13 protein-coding genes and 6 pseudogenes are annotated in these 24,850 nt (G+C 65.4%); 7 read left to right on the top strand and 12 right to left on the bottom strand.

What is annotated here, in order from left to right:
• Positions 1-22: 22 nt before the first annotated feature.
• The 4 genes from mnmE to rpmH all read right to left on the bottom strand — a co-directional run bounded on the left by mnmE (position 23) and on the right by rpmH (position 3,819).
• Entirely contained in the window at positions 23-1,393 is a 1,371-nt protein-coding gene (mnmE, locus tag ACSJDS_RS02060; protein WP_473031906.1) for a tRNA uridine-5-carboxymethylaminomethyl(34) synthesis GTPase MnmE, read from the bottom strand.
• 103 nt (positions 1,394-1,496) lie between these two features.
• Positions 1,497-3,185, bottom strand: a complete 1,689-nt coding sequence (yidC, locus tag ACSJDS_RS02065; protein WP_473031907.1) for a membrane protein insertase YidC — start codon at positions 3,183-3,185, stop codon at positions 1,497-1,499.
• A gap of 111 nt (positions 3,186-3,296) precedes the next feature.
• Complete coding sequence (gene rnpA, locus ACSJDS_RS02070) at positions 3,297-3,677, bottom strand: ribonuclease P protein component (protein WP_473031908.1); 381 nt, start codon at positions 3,675-3,677, stop codon at positions 3,297-3,299.
• Positions 3,678-3,684: 7 nt separating this feature from the next.
• Positions 3,685-3,819 (bottom strand): 50S ribosomal protein L34, encoded by a 135-nt coding sequence (rpmH, locus tag ACSJDS_RS02075; RefSeq protein ID WP_010626003.1) that lies wholly within the window; start codon positions 3,817-3,819, stop codon positions 3,685-3,687.
• Between the two features lie 501 nt (positions 3,820-4,320).
• Here rpmH and dnaA point away from each other — a divergent pair.
• The 4 genes and pseudogenes from dnaA (at position 4,321) to gyrB (ending at position 10,553) form a co-directional block, all read left to right on the top strand.
• Positions 4,321-5,793 carry a chromosomal replication initiator protein DnaA gene (gene dnaA / locus ACSJDS_RS02080; protein ID WP_473031909.1) on the top strand — a complete coding sequence of 491 codons (1,473 nt, stop codon included), beginning with the start codon at positions 4,321-4,323 and terminating at the stop codon, positions 5,791-5,793.
• A gap of 55 nt (positions 5,794-5,848) precedes the next feature.
• Positions 5,849-6,952, top strand: coding sequence for a DNA polymerase III subunit beta (gene dnaN, locus ACSJDS_RS02085; protein WP_473031910.1), 1,104 nt, complete (start codon positions 5,849-5,851; stop codon positions 6,950-6,952).
• A gap of 56 nt (positions 6,953-7,008) precedes the next feature.
• Positions 7,009-8,114, top strand: a pseudogene (gene recF, locus ACSJDS_RS02090) (DNA replication/repair protein RecF).
• Between the two features lie 20 nt (positions 8,115-8,134).
• Positions 8,135-10,553: pseudogene (gene gyrB, locus ACSJDS_RS02095) on the top strand (DNA topoisomerase (ATP-hydrolyzing) subunit B).
• Positions 10,554-10,763: 210 nt separating this feature from the next.
• On the opposite strand, the pseudogene gmhB reads toward gyrB, so the two are convergent.
• The 5 genes and pseudogenes from gmhB to ACSJDS_RS02120 form a co-directional block, all read right to left on the bottom strand.
• Positions 10,764-11,340 (bottom strand): annotated as a pseudogene (gmhB, locus tag ACSJDS_RS02100) (D-glycero-beta-D-manno-heptose 1,7-bisphosphate 7-phosphatase).
• Positions 11,341-11,428: 88 nt separating this feature from the next.
• A complete protein-coding gene (locus tag ACSJDS_RS02105; protein ID WP_473031911.1) occupies positions 11,429-13,075 on the bottom strand; it encodes a hypothetical protein in 1,647 nt (548 codons plus the stop codon).
• A gap of 411 nt (positions 13,076-13,486) precedes the next feature.
• Positions 13,487-15,551: pseudogene (gene glyS, locus ACSJDS_RS02110) on the bottom strand (glycine--tRNA ligase subunit beta).
• Positions 15,552-15,553: 2 nt separating this feature from the next.
• Positions 15,554-16,527, bottom strand: a pseudogene (gene glyQ / locus ACSJDS_RS02115) (glycine--tRNA ligase subunit alpha).
• 102 nt (positions 16,528-16,629) lie between these two features.
• The gene (locus ACSJDS_RS02120; RefSeq protein WP_473031912.1) at positions 16,630-17,700 is read right to left on the bottom strand and encodes a glycosyltransferase family 4 protein; all 1,071 of its coding nucleotides are present in this window, start codon (positions 17,698-17,700) and stop codon (positions 16,630-16,632) included.
• Between the two features lie 62 nt (positions 17,701-17,762).
• On the opposite strand from ACSJDS_RS02120, the gene ACSJDS_RS02125 reads away from it, so the two are divergent.
• Positions 17,763-18,869: a CDP-glycerol glycerophosphotransferase family protein gene (locus tag ACSJDS_RS02125; RefSeq protein WP_473031913.1), complete on the top strand. Its 1,107-nt coding sequence runs from the start codon at positions 17,763-17,765 to the stop codon at positions 18,867-18,869.
• 18 nt (positions 18,870-18,887) lie between these two features.
• Here ACSJDS_RS02125 and ACSJDS_RS02130 read toward each other — a convergent pair whose 3' ends face one another.
• From ACSJDS_RS02130 to ACSJDS_RS02140, 3 genes and pseudogenes are all read right to left on the bottom strand, one after another.
• A complete protein-coding gene (locus ACSJDS_RS02130; RefSeq protein WP_473031914.1) occupies positions 18,888-19,709 on the bottom strand; it encodes a glycosyltransferase family 2 protein in 822 nt (273 codons plus the stop codon).
• 37 nt (positions 19,710-19,746) lie between these two features.
• A pseudogene (locus ACSJDS_RS02135) lies at positions 19,747-21,409 on the bottom strand (sulfatase-like hydrolase/transferase).
• Between the two features lie 182 nt (positions 21,410-21,591).
• The gene (locus ACSJDS_RS02140; RefSeq protein WP_473031915.1) at positions 21,592-22,302 is read right to left on the bottom strand and encodes a 3-deoxy-D-manno-octulosonic acid kinase; all 711 of its coding nucleotides are present in this window, start codon (positions 22,300-22,302) and stop codon (positions 21,592-21,594) included.
• Here ACSJDS_RS02140 and ACSJDS_RS02145 point away from each other — a divergent pair.
• Together ACSJDS_RS02145 and hldE are read left to right on the top strand one after the other, a co-directional pair.
• Positions 22,301-23,428, top strand: coding sequence for a glycosyltransferase family 9 protein (locus tag ACSJDS_RS02145; RefSeq protein ID WP_473031916.1), 1,128 nt, complete (start codon positions 22,301-22,303; stop codon positions 23,426-23,428). The genes ACSJDS_RS02140 and ACSJDS_RS02145 overlap by 2 nt on opposite strands.
• Entirely contained in the window at positions 23,418-24,848 is a 1,431-nt protein-coding gene (hldE, locus tag ACSJDS_RS02150; protein WP_473031917.1) for a bifunctional D-glycero-beta-D-manno-heptose-7-phosphate kinase/D-glycero-beta-D-manno-heptose 1-phosphate adenylyltransferase HldE, read from the top strand. Before ACSJDS_RS02145 ends, hldE begins: the two co-directional genes overlap by 11 nt.
• Positions 24,849-24,850: the final 2 nt, after the last annotated feature.

Below are 24,850 nucleotides of genomic sequence, written 5' to 3' on the forward strand. Positions count from 1 at the left end.
TTGAGCCCCGAGCCTGCTTCCCTTACTTGCCGATGCAGAAGCTGCCGAAAATCTCTCCCAGGAGGTCGTCGGCGCTGAACTCGCCGGTGATCTCGCCAAGCGCCTGCTGGGCATCGCGCAGGTCCTCGGCCAGCAGCTCCCCGGCCCCGTAACCGGCCAGCTGGGCCTCTCCGTTGGTAAGCGCTTGCTTCGCCCGGTCCAGAGCGTCCAGGTGACGGCGGCGGGCCGAGAAGCGCCCCTCGGTAGTGGCCGAATAGCCCATCACCTGCTTGAGGTGTGACTTCAGGTTATCCACACCCGCACCGGTCTTGGCCGATAGCCGCACGATGGGGGTGGCTGTGGATAACGCCATGCCGGGCGCCTCGTGGCTGGTGTCGATCTTGTTGCGCACCAGGGTCAAGCGCGACGGGTCGGCCAGGCGCGCCACGAATTCCGGCCAGATCGCCATGGGGTCGGTGGCATCCGTGGCGGCGGCGTCCACCAGCAGCAGCACCCGGTCGGCCTTTTCGATCTCGGCCCAGGCGCGGGCCACGCCGATCTGCTCGACGGCATCCGGGGTGTCGCGCAGGCCGGCGGTGTCGATCACATGCAGCGGCATGCCGTCGATGTGGATATGTTCGCGCAGCACGTCCCGGGTGGTGCCCTCGATATCGGTGACGATGGCGGTCTCCTGCTCGGTCAGGGCGTTGAGCAGGCTCGACTTGCCGGCGTTGGGCCGGCCGGCGATCACCACGCTCATCCCCTCGCGGATGAGTGCGCCCTGGCCGGCGGCGGCGCGCACCTCGGCCAGCTCGGCCATGATGCCGGCGAGCCGCTCGGCGACCCGGCCGTCGGCGAGAAAATCGATCTCCTCCTCGGGAAAGTCGATGGCCGCCTCGACGTACATGCGCAGCTCGATGAGCCGTGTGACCAGGGCCTCGACGCGGCGTGAAAACTCTCCCTGCAGGGAGCGCAGGGCATTCTCCGCGGCGCTGCGTGAGCTGGCGTCGATCAGGTCGGCGATGGCCTCGGCCTGGGCCAGGTCGAGCTTGTCGTTGAGGAAGGCGCGTTCGGAGAATTCGCCGGGCCTGGCCAGGCGGGCGCCCAGCTGGACGCAGCGCTCCAGCAGCAGGTCCATGATCACCGGCCCCCCGTGGCCCTGCAGCTCCAGCACGTCCTCGCCGGTGAAGGAGTGGGGGCCGGCGAAGTACAGCGCGATTCCCTCGTCGATTACCGCCGACTCGCCCCGGAAGGGGCCGTAGTGGGCGCGGCGCGGAGCAGGACAGTGGCCCACGACCGCCTCGGCGATCGCTGCGCAGGCGGGTCCTGAGACGCGAATGATGCCGACCCCGCCACGCCCCGGCGGGGTGGCCAGGGCGGCAATGGTGTCCGGCGCATAGAGGGGCTCGGGCATCGTGTTCTCCTCGTGGCTTGGGGCTCATTGTCCGGTTCGCTGCCCCCAAACGCCAGACCCCCGCGCGGGGCGGGGGTCTGGGTGTGAGGGGAGAAAGACCGCGCTACTTGGTCTTCATGCCCTTGCCGACGCTGGGGTCGTTTTCGATCTTGCGGGTAATCACATACTGCTGGGCCACCGAGATGATGTTGTTGACCACCCAGTAGATGACCAGCCCGGCCGGGAACCACAGGAAGAAGAAGGTGAAGACGATCGGCAGCATCTTCATGATCTTCGCCTGCATGGGGTCCGGTGGTGTCGGGTTGAGCAGCTGCTGCACGTACATCGAGGCGCCCATCAGGATCGGCAGGATGAACAGCGGATCGCGGATCGACAGGTCCTGGATCCAGAACATGAAGGGCGCATGGCGCAGCTCCACGGACTCCAGCAGCATCCAGTACAGGGCGATGAAGACCGGCATCTGCACCAGGATCGGCAGACAGCCCCCCAGCGGATTGATCTTCTCCTTCTGGTAGAACTTCATCATCTCCTGGGACATCTTCTGGCGATCGTCGCCGTACTGCTCCTTGAGGCGCTGCATCTCCGGGCCCAGCTTGCGCATGCGAGCCATGGACTTGTAGGCCTTGGCGGAGAGCGGCCACATGGCCAGCTTGACCAAGACGGTCAGCAGCACGATGGACCAGCCCCAGTTGCCGACGATGTTGTGGATCTGGTCAAGCAGCCAGAACAGCGGGTTGGCAATGAACCACAGCCAGCCGAAATCCACGGTCAGGCGCAGGTTGGGGGCCACTTCCTCGAGATAGCTCTGCACCTTGGGACCCACGAAAAGGGTCGCCCCCAGGCGCGCCTCGCCGTCGGCGGCCACCGTGCTCACCGGCCCGGCGAACGCCGCCACGTTGCGGTTGCGCGAGTCGGTGGTGGCGTAGTAGAGGTTCTGCTGGTTCTGGGGCGGTGCCCAGGCCGAGACGAAGTAGTGCTGGAGGATGGCCACCCAGCCGCCCTGGACGTCGACGTTATTGAAGCGGCCGCGCTGGATGTCGTCGAAGTCGACCTTCTGGTAGCGATCCTCCGGCGAGGAGAAGGCTGCACCGAGGTAGGAGCTCATGCCCAGGGCCACGCCGCTGGAGGGATCCGGGCTGTTGTCCCGGGCCAGCTGGCCGATGAAGCGAGCGGTGACCGGCTCCTCGGTATTGTTGGCCAGGTAGTAGTTCACATCCACGGCGTAGCGGCCGCGCTCGAAGCTGAAGCGCTTGATGATGTCGACGCCGTTCACCTCGGCGGTGAGATCGACCTCCAGGCGGTCTTCGCCGTCGGCCATCCGGTAGCTGGTGTTACCCGGCGTGAAGCTGATGCGGCCAGAGTGCCCGTCGAGCTGCAGCCCGGAGCGCGCGACATAGCTGCGGGTCTCGCTGTCGGAGAGCAGCACATAGGGGCGCTCCGAATCCAGCGTCAGGCGATGCTGGGGCAGGGCCGCATAGATGATGTCGCCGCCCTGAGGGTCGATGCGCAGGTCGAGCACATCGGTGACCACGGCCACCAGGTCGCGGGTCCCGTCGGGGCGCGCCGGCTCGCTGGGCATCTCGCCCGCCATCTCCTCCTCTGCCCGAGGGGCGGTAGGCACGGCCAGGTCGTCATCGTCCGGCTGCGCCGTCTCCTCGCCGGGAGCAGGGGCCGTGAAGGTGGGGGCTTCCGGCTCAGGGGTTACCTGGCCGTAGTCCTGGTTCCACTGCACGACGATCAGGTAGGCGAGCACGGCCAGTGGAATCAGCAATAGGAGTCGTTTTACGTCCATGAGGGTTCTGCCCGGTGGGTAGTGAACATGCCGCTGGAACGGTACGCATTGCAGGCCAATAAGCGAAAGCCTGCCCGGGGCAGGCTATCGTGAGGGCGGCGGCGGATCCGGTCAGGATGCCATCGACTTGTGAACGTCCCGTTCAAGGCGGCGCCACATGCCGTAGAGCTGGCGGTGAAGCGTCGCGTTGTCCAGCTCATGAGCGCCCCGTCGGGCCAGCAGCACGATATCCACGGCGGGCAGCCGGTGCTGTTGTAGACGGACGGATTCTCGAGCAAGCCGTTTGAGGCGGTTGCGATCGACGGCTCGGCGGACGTTGCGCTTGCTGAAGACCAGGCCGAGGCGGGGGTGGCCCAGCCCGTTGGGGCATGCCAGGGCCATCAGCCCCTTGCCATGAACCTTGAATGCAGCGTGATCGAAGACCTGTCGGTAATCCCCTGCGGTCAGCAGCCGCAGCCGCGGGGGAAAGCCATGATGACCGGACACGCGCAAACCGCGATCAGGCGCTCAGACGCTTGCGGCCCTTGGCGCGACGACGAGCGAGAACGGCACGACCATTCTTGGTGGCCATGCGCGCACGGAAGCCGTGCACACGCTTGCGCTTCAGAACGCTGGGCTGAAAGGTACGTTTCATAACTCTTGATTCCCACGTGGTGTGTTTGGACGGTACGTCTTACAGGAAACGTCCGGGTACCTGGCTGGAACCCGGAGAGATTCGGTTCAAGACCGGAAATTGTAGTGATTTCGGGCGGCGGGTGCAATTTTTCCGTTGGGCCGGGTGGCAGGAAGCGGGCATCGGCTGCGGTTCCCGGCTGGGCATGAGTTTTCTAATGCTGTGGTTAATATTGGGGACGCCAGCTGTGGATATCCTTGGAAATGCTCTTTAGGTCAATAGCCTATATCCATTGATTCGGTGTGGAAAAGCTGCGATCAAGCGGTTGACCAGCGGTGCAGTGATTACCGCCTCTCGCCAACGTTATCCACACCCCGGCAGGGGCGCTCCTCTTCTGCTGGCAGCCGACTTAGCCTGCGGCTAGCTTTTCCACAGGCTGTCATCGAGCCGCAGGTCGTGTGGATAACCTGCCTTGCCAAGGATACAATGTGCGGTCATTCATCAACCGGATGGTGGGGTCGCGTGTCGCTCGCTCTTTGGCAACAGTGTTTGGATTACCTGCAGGATGAGCTGAATGCCCAGCAGTTCAACACCTGGATCCGTCCGCTGCAGGCGGAGGAGGGGGAGTCCAATGAGCTTCGGCTGCTGGCACCGAATCGCTTCGTGCGCGACTGGGTCGGTGACAAGTATGCCAAGCGCATCAATGAGCTGCTTCGGGAGCTGGCCCCGGCCAAGCCGCCCAGAGTGGTGCTGACCGTCGGGAGCCGTCGCGCAGCGGCGCCCATGCCGCAGCCCCGAGAGCTGGGGACGCCGGTATCGGCCAGCCCGCGCTCGCCTTTGGGCCCTGCCGTCCAGACCTCGCCTCGCGGGGATGTCGGCGATGAGCGCGAGATCGACCAGCTCCGGGAAGAGAGCGCCGGGCCTCGACGCTCCGGCGGTGAGCGCGAGGTGCAGGTAGAGGGCAGCCTCAAGCACAGCAGCGGCCTCAACCCCAACTTCACCTTCGAAACCTTCGTCGAGGGTAAATCCAACCAGTTGGCCCGCGCCGCCTCTCGACAGGTCTCCGAAAATCCCGGCGGGGCCTATAATCCGCTGTTTCTGTATGGGGGGGTGGGCCTGGGTAAGACCCACCTGATGCATGCGGTGGGCAATGCGCTGGCCGGGCGCCGCGAGAACGCCCGGGTGGTCTACCTGCACTCCGAGCGCTTCGTGGCCGATATGGTCAAGGCGCTGCAGCTCAACGCCATCAACGACTTCAAGCGCTTCTATCGCAGCGTCGACGCGCTGCTCATCGACGATATCCAGTTCTTCGCCGGCAAGGAGCGTTCCCAGGAGGAGTTCTTCCATACCTTCAACGCCCTGCTCGAGGGCGGCCAGCAGATGATCCTGACCTCCGACCGCTATCCCAAGGAGATCAGCGGCGTCGAGGAGCGGCTCAAGTCGCGCTTCGGCTGGGGCCTCACCGTGGCCATCGAGCCGCCCGAGCTGGAAACCCGAGTGGCGATCCTGATGAAGAAGGCCGACCAGGCCAAGGTCGATCTGCCCCACGATGCCGCCTTCTTCATCGCCCAGAAGATCCGCTCCAACGTGCGTGAGCTGGAGGGAGCGCTGAAGAAGGTCATTGCCGACTCGCATTTCATGGGCAAGCCGATTACCCAGGACTTCATACGGGAGTCGCTCAAGGATCTGCTGGCGCTGCAGGACAAGCAGGTGGGCGTCGACAACATCCAGCGCACGGTGGCGGAGTACTACAAGATCAAGCTGGCGGACCTACTCTCCAAGCGTCGCTCGCGCTCGGTGGCGCGGCCGCGCCAGGTGGCCATGGCGCTGGCCAAGGAACTCACCAACCACAGCCTGCCGGAGATTGGCGATGCCTTCGGCGGGCGCGATCACACCACGGTGCTGCATGCCTGTCGCAAGGTTCAGGCACTGCAGGAAGAGAACGCGGATATCCGCGAGGACTACAAGAACCTGCTGCGCCTGCTGACCAGCTAGGCGCAAGGACACCAACCGCCTGTCACCCTTCTTCAGGACTAGACGTGGAGCCGACATGAAGTTTTCCATATCCCGCGAAGCCCTGCTTCGGCCGCTGGCGCTGGTGGCCGGGGTGGTAGAGCGCCGCCAGACGCTGCCGGTGCTGTCCAATGTGCTGATTCAGGTCGACCACGATCAGGTGGCTCTGACCGGCACCGACCTGGAAGTCGAGCTGATCGGGCGGACCGCCGCCTCTCAGGTGGAGGTGCCGGGGGCGGCGACCGTGCCCGCTCGCAAGCTGATGGATATCTGCAAGTCGCTGCCGGATCAGGCCGAGCTGCAGTTCAGCCTGGAAGAGGGGCGCGCCGTACTGCGCAGCGGGCGCTCGCGTTTCACCCTGTCGACCCTCCCGGTGGCCGAGTTCCCCAATATCGAGGACGCTCAGGGCGACATCGAGCTGAGCCTGCCGCGCGGCACGCTGAAACACCTGATCGATGCCACCTCCTTCGCCATGGCCCAGCAAGACGTGCGCTACTACCTCAACGGCATGCTGCTCGAGCTGGGTGCCGGGCTGGTGCGCACCGTGGCCACCGACGGGCACCGCCTGGCGGTCTGCTCGGGGCCCGCTGAGATCCAGGTCGAGCCGGCTCGCAAGCTGATCGTGCCCCGCAAGGGAGTGCTGGAGCTGGTGCGTCTGCTCGATGACAGCGATGAGCCGGTGACGCTGACCCTGGGCAGCAGCCATGTGCGCGCCCACACCGGCGACTTCACCTTCACCTCCAAGCTGGTCGACGGCAAGTTCCCCGACTACCAGCGCGTGGTACCGAAGGGGGGTGACAAGGTGTTTCTGGCCGACCGCGCCGAGCTGCGTCAGGTGCTGTCGCGCACCTCCATTCTCTCCAACGAGAAGTACCGTGGTGTGCGCCTGCATCTCAAGGAGGGCAATCTGCAGGTCATGGCCAACAACCCCGAGCAGGAGGAGGCCGAGGAGAGCGTGGTCGTCGAGTATAGCGGAGCGGGCCTGGAGATCGGCTTCAATGTCGGCTACCTCATCGACGTGCTGAATGTGCTGGACGAGGATCGGGTGCAGGTGACCCTCTCCGATTCGAGCAGCAGTGCCCTGCTGGAAGAGCCCGGCGGTGGTGATGCGCTTTATGTCGTCATGCCCATGCGGCTCTGATCGCGACTGGCATTGCCTCGCATGCGCCACCCACGGCCCCGAGCGCCATCGCTGTTATGCGAATAAACCACCTGAATTTCAGTGGATTGCGTAATCTTGGCGCCATCGACATGGCGCCGGGACACGGCATCAACCTGATCAGTGGTGCCAACGGCAGCGGCAAGACCAGCCTGCTCGAGGGTATCCATGTGCTCGGCATGGGACGCTCCTTTCGAACCCGCCAACTAAAACATGCCATTGCGCACGATGCCTCGGAGATGACCCTCTTTGCCCGGCTCGCCGGCGACCCCCGCTACCGGTGGGGATCCGCCGGGCCCGGGATGCCGCCGAGCTGGAGATGCGGATGGCAGGGGAGCGGGTGGATCGATTGGCGCGCCTGATAGAGGCGATGCCGCTGCAGCTGGTCAACCCCGATGCCTTTCGCCTGCTCGAGGGCCCCCCGGCGGGACGACGGGAGTTTCTTGACTGGGGTGTGTTTCACGTGAAACACGACTTTTTCGACGCCTGGCGGCGGGCGCGTCGCGCCCTTAAACATCGGAATGCGCTGCTCAGGCGTGATAGAATGGACAGCGACTCGCTGGCGGCCTGGGAGCGCGAACTGGCCGACTGGGGCGAACGAATCGACGCCCTGCGCAGCGAGTGGATGGCGGCCTTCCTGCCGGTCTTCGAGGAGACCCTGGCCAGCCTGCTGGACGTGAAGGGGCTAACCCTGCGCTATGCCCGCGGCTGGGATCGGCAGCGCAGCCTGTTGCAGGTGCTGGAGCAGGGGCGTGCCACGGACCATCAGATGGGGTTCACCCAGCAGGGGCCGCAGCGTGCCGATCTACGCATTCGTTTGGGCCGCTATCCGGCAGTGGAGGTGCTCTCCCGCGGTCAGCAGAAGCTCGTGGTGAGCGCGCTCAAACTGGCTCAGGGCAGGCTGTTGGAGGCGTCGACCGGCCGTACCTGCCTCTACCTGATCGATGACCTGCCGGCCGAGCTCGACGTGGCCCACCGGCGTGTTTTTTGCCGTCTGCTGGAGGCCATGGCCTGTCAGGCATTCATCACAAGCGTTGAACACGATGCCCTGTCGGGGCTTTGGGAGCCCCAGACCCCAGTGGCAATGTTTCACGTGAAACACTCGGCCGAGGGGCAGGGCAGCTGGTGCCTCGGGCACAGATAGACTTCATGATGGAGTAGTCAATGAGCGAGCAGGCTTACGACTCAACGAGCATCAAGGTTCTCAAGGGGCTGGATGCCGTACGCAAGCGTCCCGGGATGTACATCGGCGATACCGACGACGGGACGGGCCTTCACCATATGGTGTTCGAGCTGGTGGACAACTCCATCGACGAGGCGCTGGCCGGTTTTTGCTCCGAGATCAGGGTGATCATCCACCCCGACGAGTCCGTGACCGTCAGCGACAACGGCCGCGGCGTGCCTACGGATATCCATGAGGGCGAAGGGGTGTCGGCCGCCGAAGTGATCATGACGGTCCTTCATGCCGGCGGTAAGTTCGATGACAACTCCTACAAGGTGTCCGGCGGGTTGCACGGGGTCGGTGTGTCGGTCGTCAATGCGCTTTCCGAAGAGCTCAAGCTGACGATCTGGCGGGCCGGCCAGGTCCACGAGCAGATCTATCGGCATGGCGTGCCCCAGGCCCCCCTCTCCATTGTTGGGAAGACCGAGAACAGCGGAACTCGCATCCATTTCAAGCCCTCATCGGAGACCTTCCACAATATCGAGTTCCACTACGATATCCTGGCCAAGCGTCTGCGCGAGCTCTCCTTCCTCAACTCCGGCGTCGCCATTCGCCTGATCGACGAGCGTAGCGGCAAGGAGGAGCTGTTCCACTACGAGGGGGGCTCAAGGCCTTCGTGGACCACCTCAACACCAACAAAACCGTGCTCAACCCGGTATTTCACTTCAATGCCGTGCGTGAAGACGGCGTCGAGGTGGAGGTGGCCATGCAGTGGAGCGACTCCTTCGCCGAGAACATCTTCTGCTATACCAACAATATCCCCAGCGTGACGGCGGCACCCATCTGGCCGGTTTTCGTGCGGCCCTCACGCGCACGCTCAACGGCTATATCGAGTCGGAGGGCCTGCTCAAGAAGGCCAAGGTCAACACCTCGGGCGACGATGCCCGGGAGGGCCTCACCGCCATTATTTCGGTGAAGGTCCCGGATCCCAAGTTCTCCTCCCAGACCAAGGAGAAGCTGGTTTCATCGGAGGTTAAGACGGCGGTCGAGCAGGAGATGGGGCGGCTGTTCGCCGACTACCTGATCGAAAAGCCCAACGAAGCCAAGGCCATCGTCAATAAGATGCTCGATGCGGCGCGTGCTCGAGAGGCGGCGCGCAAGGCGCGCGACATGACCCGCCGCAAAGGGGCGCTGGATATCGCCGGGTTGCCCGGCAAGCTGGCCGACTGTCAGGAAAAGGATCCCAGCCTCTCCGAGCTGTTCCTGGTCGAGGGGGATTCCGCCGGCGGCAGCGCCAAGCAGGGGCGTGATCGACGCACCCAGGCCATCCTGCCGCTCAAGGGCAAGATCCTCAACGTGGAAAAGGCGCGCTTCGACAAGATGCTCTCGTCGGCGGAAGTCGGCACTCTGATCACTGCCCTGGGCTGTGGCATCGGGCGCGAGGAGTTCAATCCCGACAAGCTGCGCTACCACTCCATCATCATCATGACCGATGCCGATGTGGACGGCTCGCATATTCGTACGCTGCTGCTCACCTTCTTCTTCCGTCAGATGTCACAGCTGATCGAACGCGGCCATGTCTTCATCGCTCAGCCACCCCTCTACAAGATCAAGCGCGGCAAGCAGGAAACTTATCTCAAGGACGAGCAGGCGCTGATCGACTACCTCACCACCACGGCAATGGACGGCACCCGGCTCTACGTGAACCCGGATGCCCCCGGCGTATCGGGCACTCAGTTGGAGTCGCTGGTTAACCAGTATCGCGATGTGATGAAGCGCATCGACCGCCTGTCGCGGGTCTATCCCAACGATGTGTTGCGCAAGGTGGTGCATGCAGCGACCCTGGAAGGCGAGGCGAGCCTCAAGGATCGCGTGACCATGCAGAACTGGATCGATTACCTGCAGGGCGAGATGGATGCCCTGCTAGCCTACGAAGGCGGCCCTCGCTACACCTTCCGACTCGAGGAGGATACCGAGCGTGAGCTCTTCCTGCCCGCGGTCACGCTGACCGCCCATGGCGTGAGCACCGACTACGTCTGGGGCATCGATTTCTTCACCAGCGCCGATTACCGGGCCATGGCGGCACTGGGCGTCACCCTGGACGGCTTGCTGGAGGAGGGTGCCTACGTGGCCCGCGGTGAGCGTCAGAAGCCGGTGGCTACCTTCTATGAGGCGCTGGAGTGGCTGATGAATGAAGCCCAGCGCGGCCTGTCGATCCAGCGCTACAAGGGGCTAGGGGAGATGAACCCGGAGCAGCTGTGGGAGACCACCATGAACCCCGATACCCGCCGGCTGCTGCGTGTCTCGATCGAGGATGCCGTAGCCGCCGACATGATGTTCAACACCCTGATGGGCGACGAGGTGGAGCCGCGCCGCGACTTCATCGAACGCAACGCCCTGGTCGCTAATCTTGATGTGTAGGTCGATGTATAGGCCAAGGCGGGTGTTTCACGTGAAACACCGCTGATTGCTGCAGCCTGTCGGGTTTGACCGATCGTCGCGAGAAAGCCCGGTTTTTGTAGCAGATCAGCGTTAAGTCCGACAGGTTGCTAGGCGTCAGATAGGCGCAGGAAAGAGAGGGCCCGCCGTCGAGTTCGACGCCGGGCCCTCTTGTTGAAGGGGGGGACTTGGCTAAGGGCGTTCACCTTCCAGCAGCCAGTCGGCGAAGGCGGCCAGGTCGTCGAAGATTCGTGCCGGGCTATCCGGCGCGGCCAGCTCGGGGTGCTTGGCCAGGGACCGCTCGCCCTTGCCGGTGCGTACCAGTACAGGCTGGCAGCCCATGGGCTCGCCGGCCTGGAGATCGCGCAGGCTGTCGCCCACCATCCAGCTTCCCGCCAGGGATTCCAGGCCAAGTGCTCGACGGATCTGCTCCAGAAGGCCGGGGAGCGGCTTGCGACAGTCACAGCCGTCATCGGGTCCATGAGGGCAATAGGCGATATGGGCGAGCTCCCCCCTCAGCGCTCACCAGCCGGGCCAGCTCGGCATGCATCTCGGCCAACGTCGCCTCGTCGTAGAGGCCGCGGGCGATACCCGACTGGTTGGTGGCCACGGCGATCGTCCAGCCGGCCCGCGATAGTCTGGCGATGGCATCGATGGCGGCCGGATAGGGGACCCACTCGTCCAGGGACTTGATGTAGGCGTCGGAGTCACGGTTGATGACTCCGTCGCGGTCGAGAATTACCAGGTGCGTGGCTGAGGGCGAGGGCATCAAGCGTCTGTCTCCGACTCGGCAATTGACGAGGGCCAGTGTTTCACGTGAAACACCAGTTTCCAAGGTCATGGGCGCCCCAGCCCAGTCAGCTACCAGCGACAGCCTGACGGCGGCAGTAGCAGGAAGCCCTCACCGGAATTTCGGCTCGGGCCACCGCCCGCTCCAGCTGTTGCTTGATATGCACCGACTCGATCGTCTCGCCGCGCCGGGTGAGACACTCATACAGCCCGTGCAGGCTCCAGACGTTGTGTGGATGTTGGCAGGCGCGACTGAGCGTACTGTCGAGACCGAGATCGGCGCGATAGACCGCCTCTGCTTCATCTAGTCGTCCCTGATCCAGCAGCAGGGCGCCTAGGGCGTGCCGCGTCGGCTGCATCCAGGCCCATGGCTCGTCGTAGGGCAGGGTGTCATCGAGCTCGACGGCTCGGTGCAGATGCGCGAAGGCGGTGTCATGGTTGCCCCGGTGATACTCGAGTTCGCCGAGCATCATCTGTTCGGCGACCTTCAGAATGTCCCTGGCGGTATTGTTGAACAGCATGCGGCTCTCGGGCACCGCGGCCTGGGCGGCGAAGAACCTGTCCCGCTCCGCCTCGGCCTCGGTGAGCCTGCCGGTGTTGGCCAGCGCCACTGTCCGTGCATAGCGTATCAGTGCCGTCGTCGTGGCATAGAGTTCGCCATCCTCGGGCAGCGGTTGCCCGAGGATGGCGTCCCACATCCCGAAGCGGATCAGCACATGCTGCTTCATTGGGACAAAGGCCTCGAACCAGTCTGCCATCTTGCGAAGCAGGGGCTCCGACAGTGTCGAGAGCATCTCGTCTGCGGTCTCCAGTGCCGGCGTAGGCTGACCGAGAAACATCGCCCCGTAGATCTTGAAGTGGTAGTTGTGAAGTCGATAGATCGAATAGAAGTTGTCCGGGCCCTCCTTGTCGAGGAAGCGACGGTCCGCCTCGATCGCCTGCGAGTTGCGGACGACCACGCTGTGATAGTCGCCACAGAGCACGTCGATATGGGTCGCCATGTGGATCAGGTGGCCCGAATCGGGGACCAATGAACAGAGCCGGTCGCCGTGCCGGAGGGCCAGTTCGGGGTGCGGCGACATTTCCATGAGGTGGATATACAGGTGCAGGAGCCCGGGATGGTCCCAGGCACCTTCGAGCTCGCGGAAGGCCCGCTCGAGCACGCTCCTTGCCTCAAGGGTGTCCGCGCCTTCCGCAGGCTCGCCGGTGGGCAGATCCCAGAGCTGCCATGGCGTCCGGTTCAGCAGGGCCTCGGCGAAGAGGGCGGCCACGTCCAGATCGTCGGGGTGGGCACGATAAACGTCGCGCATGGCGTCGGCATAGGCGTCCAGGTAAGGACCGAACTCATCCACCGGCGCTTCCGGCGCCCGGTGCCGAACGGCCTGGACCAGTGCTCGCTCGACTGGCGAGATGCGTTCAAGGAGTGCGGTGGCGGCCTCGACGGCGGGAAGGGCGATCGCCAGCGCCTCGGTTTTCTCTTCCGCCTCGAAGGCCTCCCATGGCCGGTTGTAGTTGGGTCCGGCCGCATGGGTGAGGCCCCACTGCGCCATCGCGCACTGTGGGTCGGCTTCCAGCGCCAGGCGGAAACACGCGATCGCCGACTCGTGGTTGAAGCCGTAGAGCCAGACCAGGCCGCGATCGAACCAGCATCGCGCGTCCGCTGACGTGGTAGTGATCGTCCGGGAGTAGTCACCAAGGTTGTAATAGTCGCTCATTATCGCCTCCTGTGTCGGCAGGCCGACCCGTCTGGGCCCGTGGATAGCGCATCATGCTGTGCGCCAAGATCAGCGCACCATCGAGCGAACTCGACTCGTTCCCGGTGAGGACGGCTCCAGTCGGATTGGGGGCCTAGGTGGATGTCCACGTATAGGCGTACGAAGGCCCCGTTCGGGGGAGGTACGGCATTAGGTCCCAAGATAAGGTCGGGTCGTTTCGCCCCCTTATGGAGTAAAGCTAGAAGCGAACCCCAGCCTCATCAATCCATGGTGGCGACCGAAGGGAGGGCCACGCTCCCATGTGGCTGTGGTCATCCCGGGATGTTTCACGTGAAACATCGCCTGGCGTCGTGGCAATGAAAAAGGCCGACAGGCAATCGCCTGTCGGCCTCTTGGCTGCCTTAAGCGGGCTTACTGCGGTAGCAGGGCGATATCCGCGACTTCCAGGAACAGCGCCTGGAGGGCGGCCAGCAGTGCCAGGCGGTTATCTCGCACGGCCTCATCGTCGGCCATTACCATGACCTGGTCGAAGAAGTCGTCGACCGGAGCGCGAAGACTGGCCAGGGCGTCCAGCGCCTCGCGGTAGTGCCCCTTGGCAAATAGCGGCATGACCGCATCGCGGCGATCGGCCAGGGCCTCGTACAGCGCCTGCTCGGCGGCATCCTGGAGCAGGTCGGGTCGACGGTGCCCGCGCCCGAATGGCCCTGCTTGGTGAGGATGTTGCTGACCCGCTTGTTGGCGGCGGCCAGGGCGGCGGCTTCGTCGCGCTGGGCGAAGGCATGGACCGCCCGCAGGCGACGGGCGAAGTCCAGCGGCCGGGTGACCGGGCGGGCGCGCACGGCGAGGTAGACCTCTGCCTCGATGCCTTCGTCGTGGGCCCAGGCGCGGAACCGATCGAGCATATAGCCCAGGACCTCGTCGACCAGCGTTTCGGCATAGGGCAGCTCCTGGTGCTGGGCGGCGGCCAGTTCCAGGAGCTCGCGCAGGTCGAGGTCCAGCTCGCCCTTGATCAGGATGTTGAGTACGCCGATGGCGGCACGGCGCAGGGCGAAGGGGTCCTTGGTGCCGCTGGGCCGCTGGCCGATACCGAAGATCCCGGTCAGCGTATCCAGGCGATCGGCCAGTGCCAGGGCACGGCCGGTGCGGGTCTCGGGGATGGCGTCCGTGGCGAAGCGGGGAAGGTACTGCTCCTCCAGCGCCTGGGCGACCTCGGCGGGCTCGCCGTCATGCACGGCGTAATAGCGCCCCATGATGCCCTGCAGCTCGGGAAACTCCAGCACCATCTCGGTGACCAGGTCGCACTTGGCCAGCTCGGCGGCGCGCCGCGCTTGGGCCACATCGCCGTCGATGCGTCCCGCGATGAAGGCGGCTACGGCCGCGGCACGATGCGCCTTGTCGGCCAGGGTGCCCAGCTGCTGCTGGAACACCACCCCGTTCAACTCGCTGATCCGCGAGGCCAGGGTGCGTTTGCGGTCAATGTCATAGAAGAAAGCGGCATCGGCCAGCCGGGGGCGGATCACTTTCTCGTTGCCCTCGATGACCTGCTGCGGATCGCTGCTATCGATGTTGGAGATGGTGATGAACAGCGGCTTGAGCCGCTCCTGGTCGTCGAGCAGGTGAAAGTATTTCTGGTTGGCCTTCATCGAGGAGATCAGGCACTCGGCCGGCACCTCCAGGAAGCGTTCGTCGAAGCTGCCGGTCAGGGCCACGGGCCACTCGACCAGCCCGCTGACCTCGGTAAGCAGCTCCTCGTCGATCACCGCCTGGGCCTCCTGCACCTCGGCTTCGGCCAGTACCTGCTCGCGGATGCGCTCGCGGCGCTTGTCGCGGTCGGCCAGTACATAGGCCTGTTCGAGGGTCGCCAGGTAGTCGTCGGCATGGGATAGCGCAATGGCGGCGGGGGCATGGAAGCGATGGCCGCGGGTGGTGCGGGATGCCGTCACGCCGAGCACTTCGCCCTCGACCACGTCGCTGCCGTAAAGCATGACCAGCCAGTGCACCGGGCGGGAGAACTCGATGCGCGACGCCCCCCAGCGCATGTTCTTGGGCACCGGCAGGGAGGCCACGGCCTTGGCGACGATGCCGGGCAGCAGCGCGGTGGTCGCTTCGCCCGGCTGATGCTCACGGTAGCCCAGCCAGGTGCCCTTGGGCGTCTCCAGGTGAATCAGGTCTGCCACCTCGACACCGCAGGAGCGGGCAAAGCCTTCGGCGGCCTTGGTGGGCTGGCCCTCCTTGAAGGCGGCAGCTAACGCCGGGCCGCGGCGCTCGGTCTCGCGGTCGGGCTGCTTGTCGGCCAGCGCCTCGACCTGCACCGCCAGGCGGCGAGGGGTGGCGAAGGCTTGAACGTCGTCGAAGGCAACCCCGGCCTCGTCGAGACCGCGGCGGATGCCCGCGGCGAGTGCGTCGGAGAGCGTGTCGATCGCGGCGGGGGAAGCTCCTCGACGCCCAGTTCCATCAGAAAGGTGGTGGCTGCCATGCTCAAGCATCTCCCTCTTCGGCAAGCGATTCGTCGGCCAGACATTCCTGACGCAGGGCCTCGGAGGCCATGGGGAAGCCGGCGGCCTTGCGTGACGCGTAGTAGGCGTGAGCCACGTCGCGGGCCATGGTGCGCACGCGCAGGATATAGCGCTGGCGCTCGGTGACCGAGATGGCGTGGCGGGCGTCGAGCAGGTTGAAGGTATGCGATGCCTTCAGCACCTGCTCGTAGGCGGGTAGCGGCAGGCCGGCCTCGAGCAGCTTGGCGCACTCGCGCTCCTGGTGGTCGAAGGCGCCGAACAGGGCCGGCACGTCCGCCTGCTCGAAGTTGAAGGCCGACTGCTCCCGCTCGTTCTGCAGGTAGACGTCGCCGTAGGTGACCCGAGAACCGTCCGGCGCGATGGCCCACACCAGGTCGTAGACGCTATCGACGTTCTGCAGGTACATGGCGATGCGCTCGAGGCCATAGGTCAGCTCGCCGGTGACCGGGTAGCACTCGATCCCCCCGCCTGCTGGAAGTAGGTGAACTGGGTCACCTCCATGCCGTTGAGCCATACCTCCCAGCCCAGGCCCCAGGCGCCCAGGGTGGGCGATTCCCAGTTGTCCTCGACGAAGCGAATGTCGTGCACCAGCGGATCGATGCCCAGCCGCGCGAGCGAGCCCAGGTAGAGGTCCTGGAGGTCGGCCGGGGAGGGTTTCATCACCACCTGAAACTGGTAGTAGTGCTGGAGGCGATTGGGGTTCTCGCCATAGCGCCCGTCGGTGGGGCGGCGTGAGGGCTGTACATAGGCGGCGTTCCAGGTCTCGGGACCGATGGAGCGCAGGAAGGTGGCGGGGTGGAAGGTGCCGGCACCGACCTCCATGTCCAGGGGCTGAAGCACCACGCAGCCTTTTTCGGCCCAGTACTGCTGCAGGGCAAGGATCAGGCCCTGGAAAGTCGCCGCGTCGGGCGTCGACGAGGGTGTCGAGAGAGTCATTGGGAAAGCACCGTTGGCCATGAATTCACAGGCCAACCAGTATACAAGCAGCCGCAAGTCGGTTATAGGTGCCGATACGCCGTGCCTGGCCGCAGGTGAACGTCAGCGCTCGAGCAGCTCTTCGTACCACTCGAGGGTACGCTGGGCCGTCAATTCCGCATTGAACGATTCCCGTATGAGCTCCAGGGCATTGCGTGCTCGTGCTTGGGCAGCGTGTTCATCGCCTATGACGTTGAGAATGGCCTCGCGCATTGCCGCGCTGTCCCCAGGCGGTAGCAATAGCCCCGTTTGGCCGTCGATCACCAGCTCCGAGGTGCCACCGGCATCGGTTGCCACCACCGGGCAGCCCACCGACATCGCCTCGATGATCACCCGTGGTAGCCCCTCGCCGCTCTGAGAGGCCGAGACCAGCAGTCGGCAGCTGCGCAGGATGGCCGGTACGTCGTTACGGTAGCCGGTGAAGTGAATCCGCTCGGCAAAGGGGCTAGTGGCAATGCGCTTCTTGAGCGCCGCGTTGTCGATGATCGAGCCGACCAGCACCAGGTGCAGGTTGGCGTCGGCGGGTAGCTGGTCGAAGGCATCGATGAGGGGCATGATGCCTTTCTTGACGCTGTTGCGGCTGATGCAGCAGATCGGAACGGCTTCCGGTGGAAGGCCGAATGCCGTCAGGTCGGCCGGCGGCATGTCATACCAGGCCGGATCATGGCCCTTGTGGATGGTCTTGAGCTTGGATTCGGGGAGGTGCCAGCCTAGAAAGCGTGTGTCGAGCAGTGCCTGGCGAACCGCCTCTGCCACGCAGTAGATGCCGTCCAGGCGGGGGTGCAGAAACGTATGCCAGGACTCCGGTTGCAGATAGCTGACCCCGGTCGTGACGCCGCGGTACCCGAGCAGGCGGGTACGAGTACGCCGACCGGCCCGGAGGAGGCAGGCCAGCGCTCGTGTGTTGAAGGCGTGCGCGATATCATAGTCACCGCGCTCAAGCTCCTCGCGAATGACAGTGGTAGCTGCCCTGTCGTACCGGCTACGCACCTTTAGCGCTAGCGTGGGAATGTTCTGCTCGGCCAGAATATAAGCGTTCCGCCCCTCGGGGTTGCACATCACCACCAGCCTGTCGACCTGTTTCGAAAGCCGGACGAACAGTTCCGTCTCGGGGCGATCCGCTCGATCTGTCACGCATAATACTTTCATCATTCATACTCGTCCGAAATCGCCGCGCCGATGAATCAGAATTCATAATGACCACGACAGTCGACATGACACCCTCGCCAAGGGCCACTCGCTTTCTGCTCTATGCCGAGCAGAACTATGCCTATTCTATCTTGCGTCCGCTGCAGTGGGCGATACGTGCGCGAGGCGGCGAGGCCCGATGGTTCTTCGCCGGCGAGGAAGTGGATCCGAGGCACCTAGAGCCAGGAGAGCAGCGGCTGATGGACGTGGCCGAGGTCAGGGCGTGGGAGCCCGAGGTGGTGCTGGTGCCGGGCAATATGGTGCCGTCCTTCATTCCCGGCTTGAAGGTGGCGGTGTTTCACGGCTTCAACGTGGCCAAGGCGGGGCGCAGCGACGACCGGGGACACTTTAATATTCGCGGCTGCTTCGATCTCTACTGCACCCAGGGGCCGAGCAGCACCAGTGGCTTCGAAGCGCGTGCCTCGCGTCATGGCCACTTTCGGGTGGTCGAAACCGGCTGGCCGGCCCTGGATCCGCTGTTCCGTCCTGAGATACCCGCCGGGCGTGAGCCCGTGCTGCCGGCGGCGGATGGCCGCCCGCGTATCCTGCTGTGCTCGACCTTTACGCCGCGACTGAGCGCGGCAGCGCAACTGCTGGAAACCGTGCGTCGCCTGCGCGATACCGGCCGGTGGCAGTGGCTGATCCAGTTCCATCCCAAGATGGACCCGGCGGTGGTGGAGGCCTATCGGTCGCTGGAGAACCACAGCCTGAGCTTCATCGACACCCGCAATATCCTGCCGCTACTGCGCAGCTCGGATGTCATGGTGTGCGATACCTCTTCGGTGATGCTGATGTTCCTGCTGCAGCACAAGCCGGTGGTGACCTTCCGCAACCAGAGCCGTGGCGACAGGTCGCATCTGCTGGATGTCACGCGGGTGGAAGCGCTGGAAGGTGCCATCGAGGAGGCCCTGTCGCAGCCGCCCGAGCTGATGGCGCGCATCGAGGCCTTTGCCAGGGACCTGCATCCCTACACCGATGGGCGCTCCAGCGAGCGCGTGCTGGATGCCGTGGAGGAGTGTCTTCGCCAGGGTCGGGCGGGCCTCAAGGCCAAGCCCCGCAACGGCCTGCGCAACCTCAAGGAGCGCCGCAAGCTGGGGTATTGGAAGCCCTGGTAGCGGCCGCACCGACCGTGTCTAACGTACCTGTTCGCCTTGTTTATCCGCGTCGCGGCGCTCTTCTCGACTCAGCAGCCACAGGCCGGCATGCTTGTTGAAGTTGCCCTGCATGTAGTTCATGGCCACGATGAAGCCGATACGCCCGTCGAGGAAGCCGCCGCGCAGGATATAGATCAGGAAAAAGGTCCAGAGCGACCTAAGGCAGACCAGCAGCAGGCTGCGGTTGCGCTTGCCCTTGGCAAAGTACTTCTGGCTGCCCAGCCACGCATACTTGGCGTTCTTCTCCAGGGCATGCCCATAGTCGCGGGCGGTGAAGTGCAGCAACCTGCCGGGCAGCCTGCCGATCCTGCCGGGGGCCGGAACGATGGTTTCATGCACCTGGGCATCGGTGAACTTGGCTCCCTCGCGGCGGAACAGTCTCAGCGGGGCCCGGGCGCTACGGCCGAACTTGAGCCCCTTGCCGTGCCGTACCACCAGCCATTTGATCCGAAAGGCGGTCTCCTCGATACGGGGACTGCCCAGCAGCGCTTTCAACGCGTCCCGAGCCGTGTCGTCCAGGGCCTCATCGGCATCGATGGAGAGCACCCAGTCCATGCTGGCCCGGTCGAGCGCGCGCTGCTTCTGGACGCCGAAGCCGGGCCAGTCGGTGACCCAGACCTTGTCGGTGTACTGTTTCGCCACCGCGACGGTGTCATCGGAGCTACCGCTGTCGAGGACGATGATCTCATCGGCGATATCGGCGACCGATGCCAGGCAGCGCGGCAACCGGTCGGCCTCGTTCTTGGCGATGACACAGACCGACAGGGTGTGTCGTTGGGGAGAGGAAGCATCAGGCTGCATGCGATCTGCCATAAAAGGGTGGTGGTCATGATCCCAGTCAGGGATAAATCTCTTCGTCCGGTGCCGCATCGTCGGGCGTCTCGACGACCTGTCCCTGCTCGGTATCGGCCTGGCGCTGTTCCGGCACCAGGCCTTCCCAGAGCCGCTCCTGCAGTGCGGTCTCTTCGCGCATTCGGGCATGCAGCGCCGGCTTGCCATGCTCTTCGAGCAGCGTCGGTTCATCGGCGAGCAGTGAGACCCCCAGACCGGCGCGGTGCCAGTCGATGGTGAATCCCATGGCCTCGAGAATGGTGGAAAGACGTCCACCATTGAGGCTTCGCGCTGCTCCCGGTCAACGGGAACGTCCGGCCCCAGCAGCATGAAGGTGTTGTCGCGATCGCCCTGGATCAGCTCGTCCCAGACCGAGACCCGCATGGTCAGGTGGTCGCTGGCGATCACCACCAGGGTATTGTCCAGCAGGCCCTCTTGCTCCAGACGCTCGATCAGATCCCGGGCCAGCCATGCCGAACACTCCACCGAGTAGAGAATATCGACGCCGTCGAACTCGCCCTGGCGATCGATGCAGGCCTGTGCCGGGTAGCCGTTGGGAGCGTGGCCGGCGATGGTCAGGTTGACCACCCCCAGGGGCCATCGCCCTGCTCCAGGCGGCGGATCTCCTCGACGGTGAAGTCGTAGAGGGAATCGTCATAGAGGCCCCAATTGTTGACGTAGTCCGGATCCTCCAGCCGGGGCTGAAGCTCCTCGCGCCCCAGTACCGTCTCGAAGCCGTGGTCCTCGTAGAAGATGCCCTTGCCGGCAAAAGCAGTGCTGGCTCCGCCCAGGTAGCTGAGTCGATAGCCCGCTTTCGCCAGCAGGTCGCCGAGACAGTCGACCCCGGGCACCACCTTGTCCAGCGGCGTGAACTGTCGATCATGCAGGAGCCCGGCGGGCATCAGCGGGGTACCGCACTGGCTGGCGATCATGCCGGCCATGGTCCAGCCGGTGTTGTTGATCTGGCGAACGCCCTCGTAGACCAGGCCGCGCTCGCCGATGACGTCCAGGTCGGCGTAGGCGTCGCCGAAGCGTTCCCGGTCGGCATAGGTGCGCTCGATGCTCTCCAGATAGAGCAGCAGCAGGTTCGGCGGTGATTCGGGAGACTCGAGCAGCATCGGCTCCACGTATTGACGCTCCAGCCAGGCGCCGTCGTCGGTGACGATGGCGGCCCCCCGCTGAGTGATGCCATAGAGCAGGGGGTTGCTGGCCAGCAGGGCGATCGCCAGCAGGGGTTCGGCGCGCCGCCAGCGGTGATCGTGCCGGACAAGCCAGACCACGGCGATCAGCAGGGCCAGCATCGACAGGCAGTAGAGCACGGCGGCACCGATGCGGCTGACGCCGCCATGATCGGTCATGCCCGCCTGCAAGTGGAAGTAGACCGCTCCCACGTCGACGATGCCGAAGCTGTCGGCCAGATAGACGTAGAGCCCCCAAAGGGCGAGGGGCAGCAGCGACCAGGGCCAGAGCTTGCGGCCCGCAGCGGGAGGCTGGAAACTGAGCGGTGCTCCCCAGCGCAGCAGGGCGCCCAGGCCGACCCAGGCGGCGGCGATCAGCGGCAGCCACCAGGGCGAGAGCCGGGTCAGGGTGGTGATGGCATAGCCCAGGCACAGGCCCATGACGAGCAGGGACCACCAGCGGGGGTGGGGCATTCTCGGCGGCGTCAGCATGATCGATATAGGGTATCGTCTGGCTCTCGTTGAAGGGATCACCTTAACAGGGTCCCCCGTGTTCAGGTAGCCGCCAAACGGCTTCGCAAACGAGGCGATAGTTGGTGGCGTAGCAAGAGTTGACTGTCGCAAGAGGCGCGCCATGCGGAGCATCGCGGATTCCGGCCCGGCGCTGGCGTAGGCTAGCCGGCCCGATGGTGCCCTTCGGTGATGTCGTCCATCGCCCAGGGATAGCCCAGCTTGTGCAGCGAGCGCGCCAGTCGCGCCAGATTGCGAGGGATATGGCGGCGACTCGGGCGTATCCGACAGCGATCCAGATCGATCAGCCAGATCCTGTCTTCCCCGTCGATCAGCACATTGCGGGCGTTGAGATCCACGTGATCGAGCCCGACGTCATGGAAGCGACGGATGGTGGCGCCAACGGCGCGCAGCAGGGCGGCCTCGGCGCGGCCGTCTTCGAGCCGCTCGGCGAGGGCGCGTGCGCCGGGGATGCGCACCGTAAGCAGCGCCGCCTCGTAGCTGAGCCCATGGCGTATCACGCCGGCCGCCACCGGCCTGGGCACCGGCAGGCCCTGCTCGTGCAGCCAGGCGGTCAGTCGCAGCTCGCGAAAGGCGCGGGTGCGCTCGCACCCCAGCCACAGGTAGCGTGCCTCGCTGAGTCTGGCCACCAGGCCGCCGCGTCGATAGGGGCGCAGCACCCACTGCTCAATGCCAGCGTCCAGGAAGAGACTGCTGCCTCGCCCCGGGGCGTCTCCCACCACCCGGCCCTGCCGGCGCCAGTGGTCCGGGTCGAGCAGCGACGGGCCGAGTTGTGGCGCCATGACGGCGTCACATACACTGCCTGCATCATATAGAATGATCGTCTTTCCCGTCCGATATGTTGCCAAGCGCATGAAGCATCCTCTGCCTGCCCGACCCCGCCACATTGCCGTATTGCGGCTCTCCGCCCTGGGCGACGTCTGCAATCTGGTGCCGACCGTGCGTGCCCTGCAGCGCCAGTGGCCGGAGGCGCGCATCACCTGGATCATCGGCAAGGCCGAGCACAGTCTACTGGCGGGCCTGTCGGGGGTCGAGTTCATCGTCTACGACAAGGCGACGGGACTGGCTGGCATGCGCGCCATCTGGCGCCAGCTTTCGGACCGCCGGTTCGACGTGCTGCTGCATATGCAGCAGGCGCTGCGGGCCAGCGTGCTCTCCCTGGGGCTCAAGGCCAAGGTGAGGGTGGGCTATGACAAGGCCCGCGCCAAGGACGCCCAGCACTGGTTCACCCACCGCCGGCTGGCGCCGCATCCCCGTGCCCATGTGGTGGAGTCCTTTCTCGATTTCGCCCGCCTGCTCGGCGTGGAGGATCTCTCCCTGGAGTGGCACCTGCCGATTCCCGATGCCGCCGTCCAGGAGGCCCGCGAGATCGCCGGAACGGGGCGCTACCTGGTGATCAGCCCCTGCAGCAGCCTGCGGGTGCGCAACTTCCGTAACTGGTCGGCGCAGGGCTATGCCGCGGTGATCGAGCACGCCTGGGCCCAGCACGGCATCAAGGCGGTGCTGACCGGAGGCGGCAGCACCCAGGAGCGCGAGATGGGCGAGGAGATCCAGTCGCTCAGCCGGCCGGAAGCAGTGCACGACGCCATCGGCAAAAGCTCGCTCAAGGGGCTGCTGGCGCTGATCGAGGGCGCCGAGGCGGTGATCGCCCCCGACTCCGGGCCGGTGCATATGGCCAATGCCCTGGGCACGCCGGTGGTCGGCCTCTATGCCACCTCCAACCTGGACCGCACCGGTCCCTACCTCTGGCGGGCCGAGGCGGTGAACCGCTATCCCGAGGCGGTGCGCACCTATATGCACAAGGAACCCGAGCAGCTGGCCTGGGGGCAGCGGGTGCGCCACCCCGACGCCATGTCGTTGATTCATACCGAAGACGTCATCGAGCGGCTGGAGACGGTGCTTTACCGGGACGCCCAAGGCGCGCCGAAGGAGAGCCCCGATACGGAAAGTCCCGATACGGAGAGCCCCGATGAAGTTTGACCTGACGGCCCTGGAGCAGGCCCGCGTGCTGGTGGTGGGCGACGTGATGCTGGACCGCTACTGGCACGGCGGCACCCTGCGCATCTCGCCGGAGGCCCCGGTGCCGGTGGTGCAGGTGCGCGACAGCGAAGACCGCCCGGGTGGCGCGGCCAACGTGGCGCTCAATATCGCTTCCCTGGGCGCTCAGGCGGCCCTGGCCGGCCTGGTCGGCGATGACGACAATGCCGAGCGGCTGGTCGCTCCGCTCGATGCGGCCGGAGTGAGCACTCACTTAGAGCGCAGCGTGGGGATTCCCACCATTACCAAGCTGCGGGTGGTGAGCCGCAACCAGCAGCTGATCCGCCTGGACTTCGAGGAGGGGCTCGGCGAGGTGGACACCTCGGGGCTGCTGACCCGGGTCGAGCGGGCGCTGCCCGACTGCGACCTGGTGATTCTCTCCGACTACGGCAAGGGCACGCTCAACCGGGTGGAGGCGCTGATCGCCCTGGCGCGTGCCGGCGGCAAGCGGGTGCTGGTCGACCCCAAGGGCAGCGACTTCGGCAAGTATCGTGGCGCCAGCATGATCACCCCCAACCTGGCCGAGTTCGAAGGGGTGGTGGGGGCCTGTCGCGACGATGCCGAGCTCGCCGCCAAGGCCGAGGCATTGCGTGACGAGCTAGGGCTCGAGGCGCTGCTGATCACCCGTAGCGAGAAGGGTATGACCCTGATCCGTGAGGGTCACGAGCCGCTGCACCTGCCGACCCGGGCCCGGGAGGTCTATGACGTCACCGGCGCCGGGGACACCGTGATCGGCGTGCTGGGCCTGGCGCTTGCTGCCGGCCATGGCTTCCCCGAGGCGATGACCCTGGCCAACCTGGCCGCCGGCCTGGTGGTGGCCAAGCCGGGCACCGCGACCCTCTCCATCGCCGAGCTCTACACTGCCCTGCACGGCGACAAGCTGGCCGAATTCGGGGTGATCGAGGAGGCGCCGCTGATCGAGGCGGTGCGCGCCGCCCAGGCCCGCGGCGAGCGGGTGGTGATGACCAACGGCTGCTTCGACATCCTCCATGCCGGCCATGTGGCCTACCTGGAGCAGGCCCGCCGGCTCGGCGACCGGCTCATCGTGGCGGTCAACGACGACGCCTCCATCGCCCGTCTCAAGGGGCCACGGCGGCCGATCAACCCGCTGGCCCGGCGCATGCAGGTGCTGGCGGGACTGGGCGCCGTGGACTGGGTGGTGCCCTTCACCGAGGATACCCCTCAGCGACTGATCGAGGCGGTGCTCCCCGATGTGCTGGTCAAGGGGGGCGACTACCGCCCCGAGCAGATCGCCGGGGGCGAGGCGGTGCGTGAGGCCGGCGGCGAGGTGATCGTGCTGGGCTTCGAGGATGGCGTCTCCACCACGGCGATGATCGCCACCATCCTCGACCGCGAGGCGTGAGG

The sequence above is a fragment of the Halomonas sp. SL18_1 genome, assembly GCF_055755715.1.

Coding starts and splice junctions, on each gene's coding strand:
- ACSJDS_RS02145 (WP_473031916.1), top strand. CDS start 22,301: ATGAAGCATCCTCTGCCTGCCCGACCCCGCCACATTGCCGTATTGCGG.
- ACSJDS_RS02105 (WP_473031911.1), bottom strand. CDS start 13,075: ATGAGCGACTATTACAACCTTGGTGACTACTCCCGGACGATCACTACC.
- dnaN (WP_473031910.1), top strand. CDS start 5,849: ATGAAGTTTTCCATATCCCGCGAAGCCCTGCTTCGGCCGCTGGCGCTG.
- hldE (WP_473031917.1), top strand. CDS start 23,418: ATGAAGTTTGACCTGACGGCCCTGGAGCAGGCCCGCGTGCTGGTGGTG.
- ACSJDS_RS02140 (WP_473031915.1), bottom strand. CDS start 22,302: ATGCGCTTGGCAACATATCGGACGGGAAAGACGATCATTCTATATGAT.
- rpmH (WP_010626003.1), bottom strand. CDS start 3,819: ATGAAACGTACCTTTCAGCCCAGCGTTCTGAAGCGCAAGCGTGTGCAC.
- yidC (WP_473031907.1), bottom strand. CDS start 3,185: ATGGACGTAAAACGACTCCTATTGCTGATTCCACTGGCCGTGCTCGCC.
- ACSJDS_RS02130 (WP_473031914.1), bottom strand. CDS start 19,709: ATGCAGCCTGATGCTTCCTCTCCCCAACGACACACCCTGTCGGTCTGT.
- mnmE (WP_473031906.1), bottom strand. CDS start 1,393: ATGCCCGAGCCCCTCTATGCGCCGGACACCATTGCCGCCCTGGCCACC.
- ACSJDS_RS02125 (WP_473031913.1), top strand. CDS start 17,763: ATGACCACGACAGTCGACATGACACCCTCGCCAAGGGCCACTCGCTTT.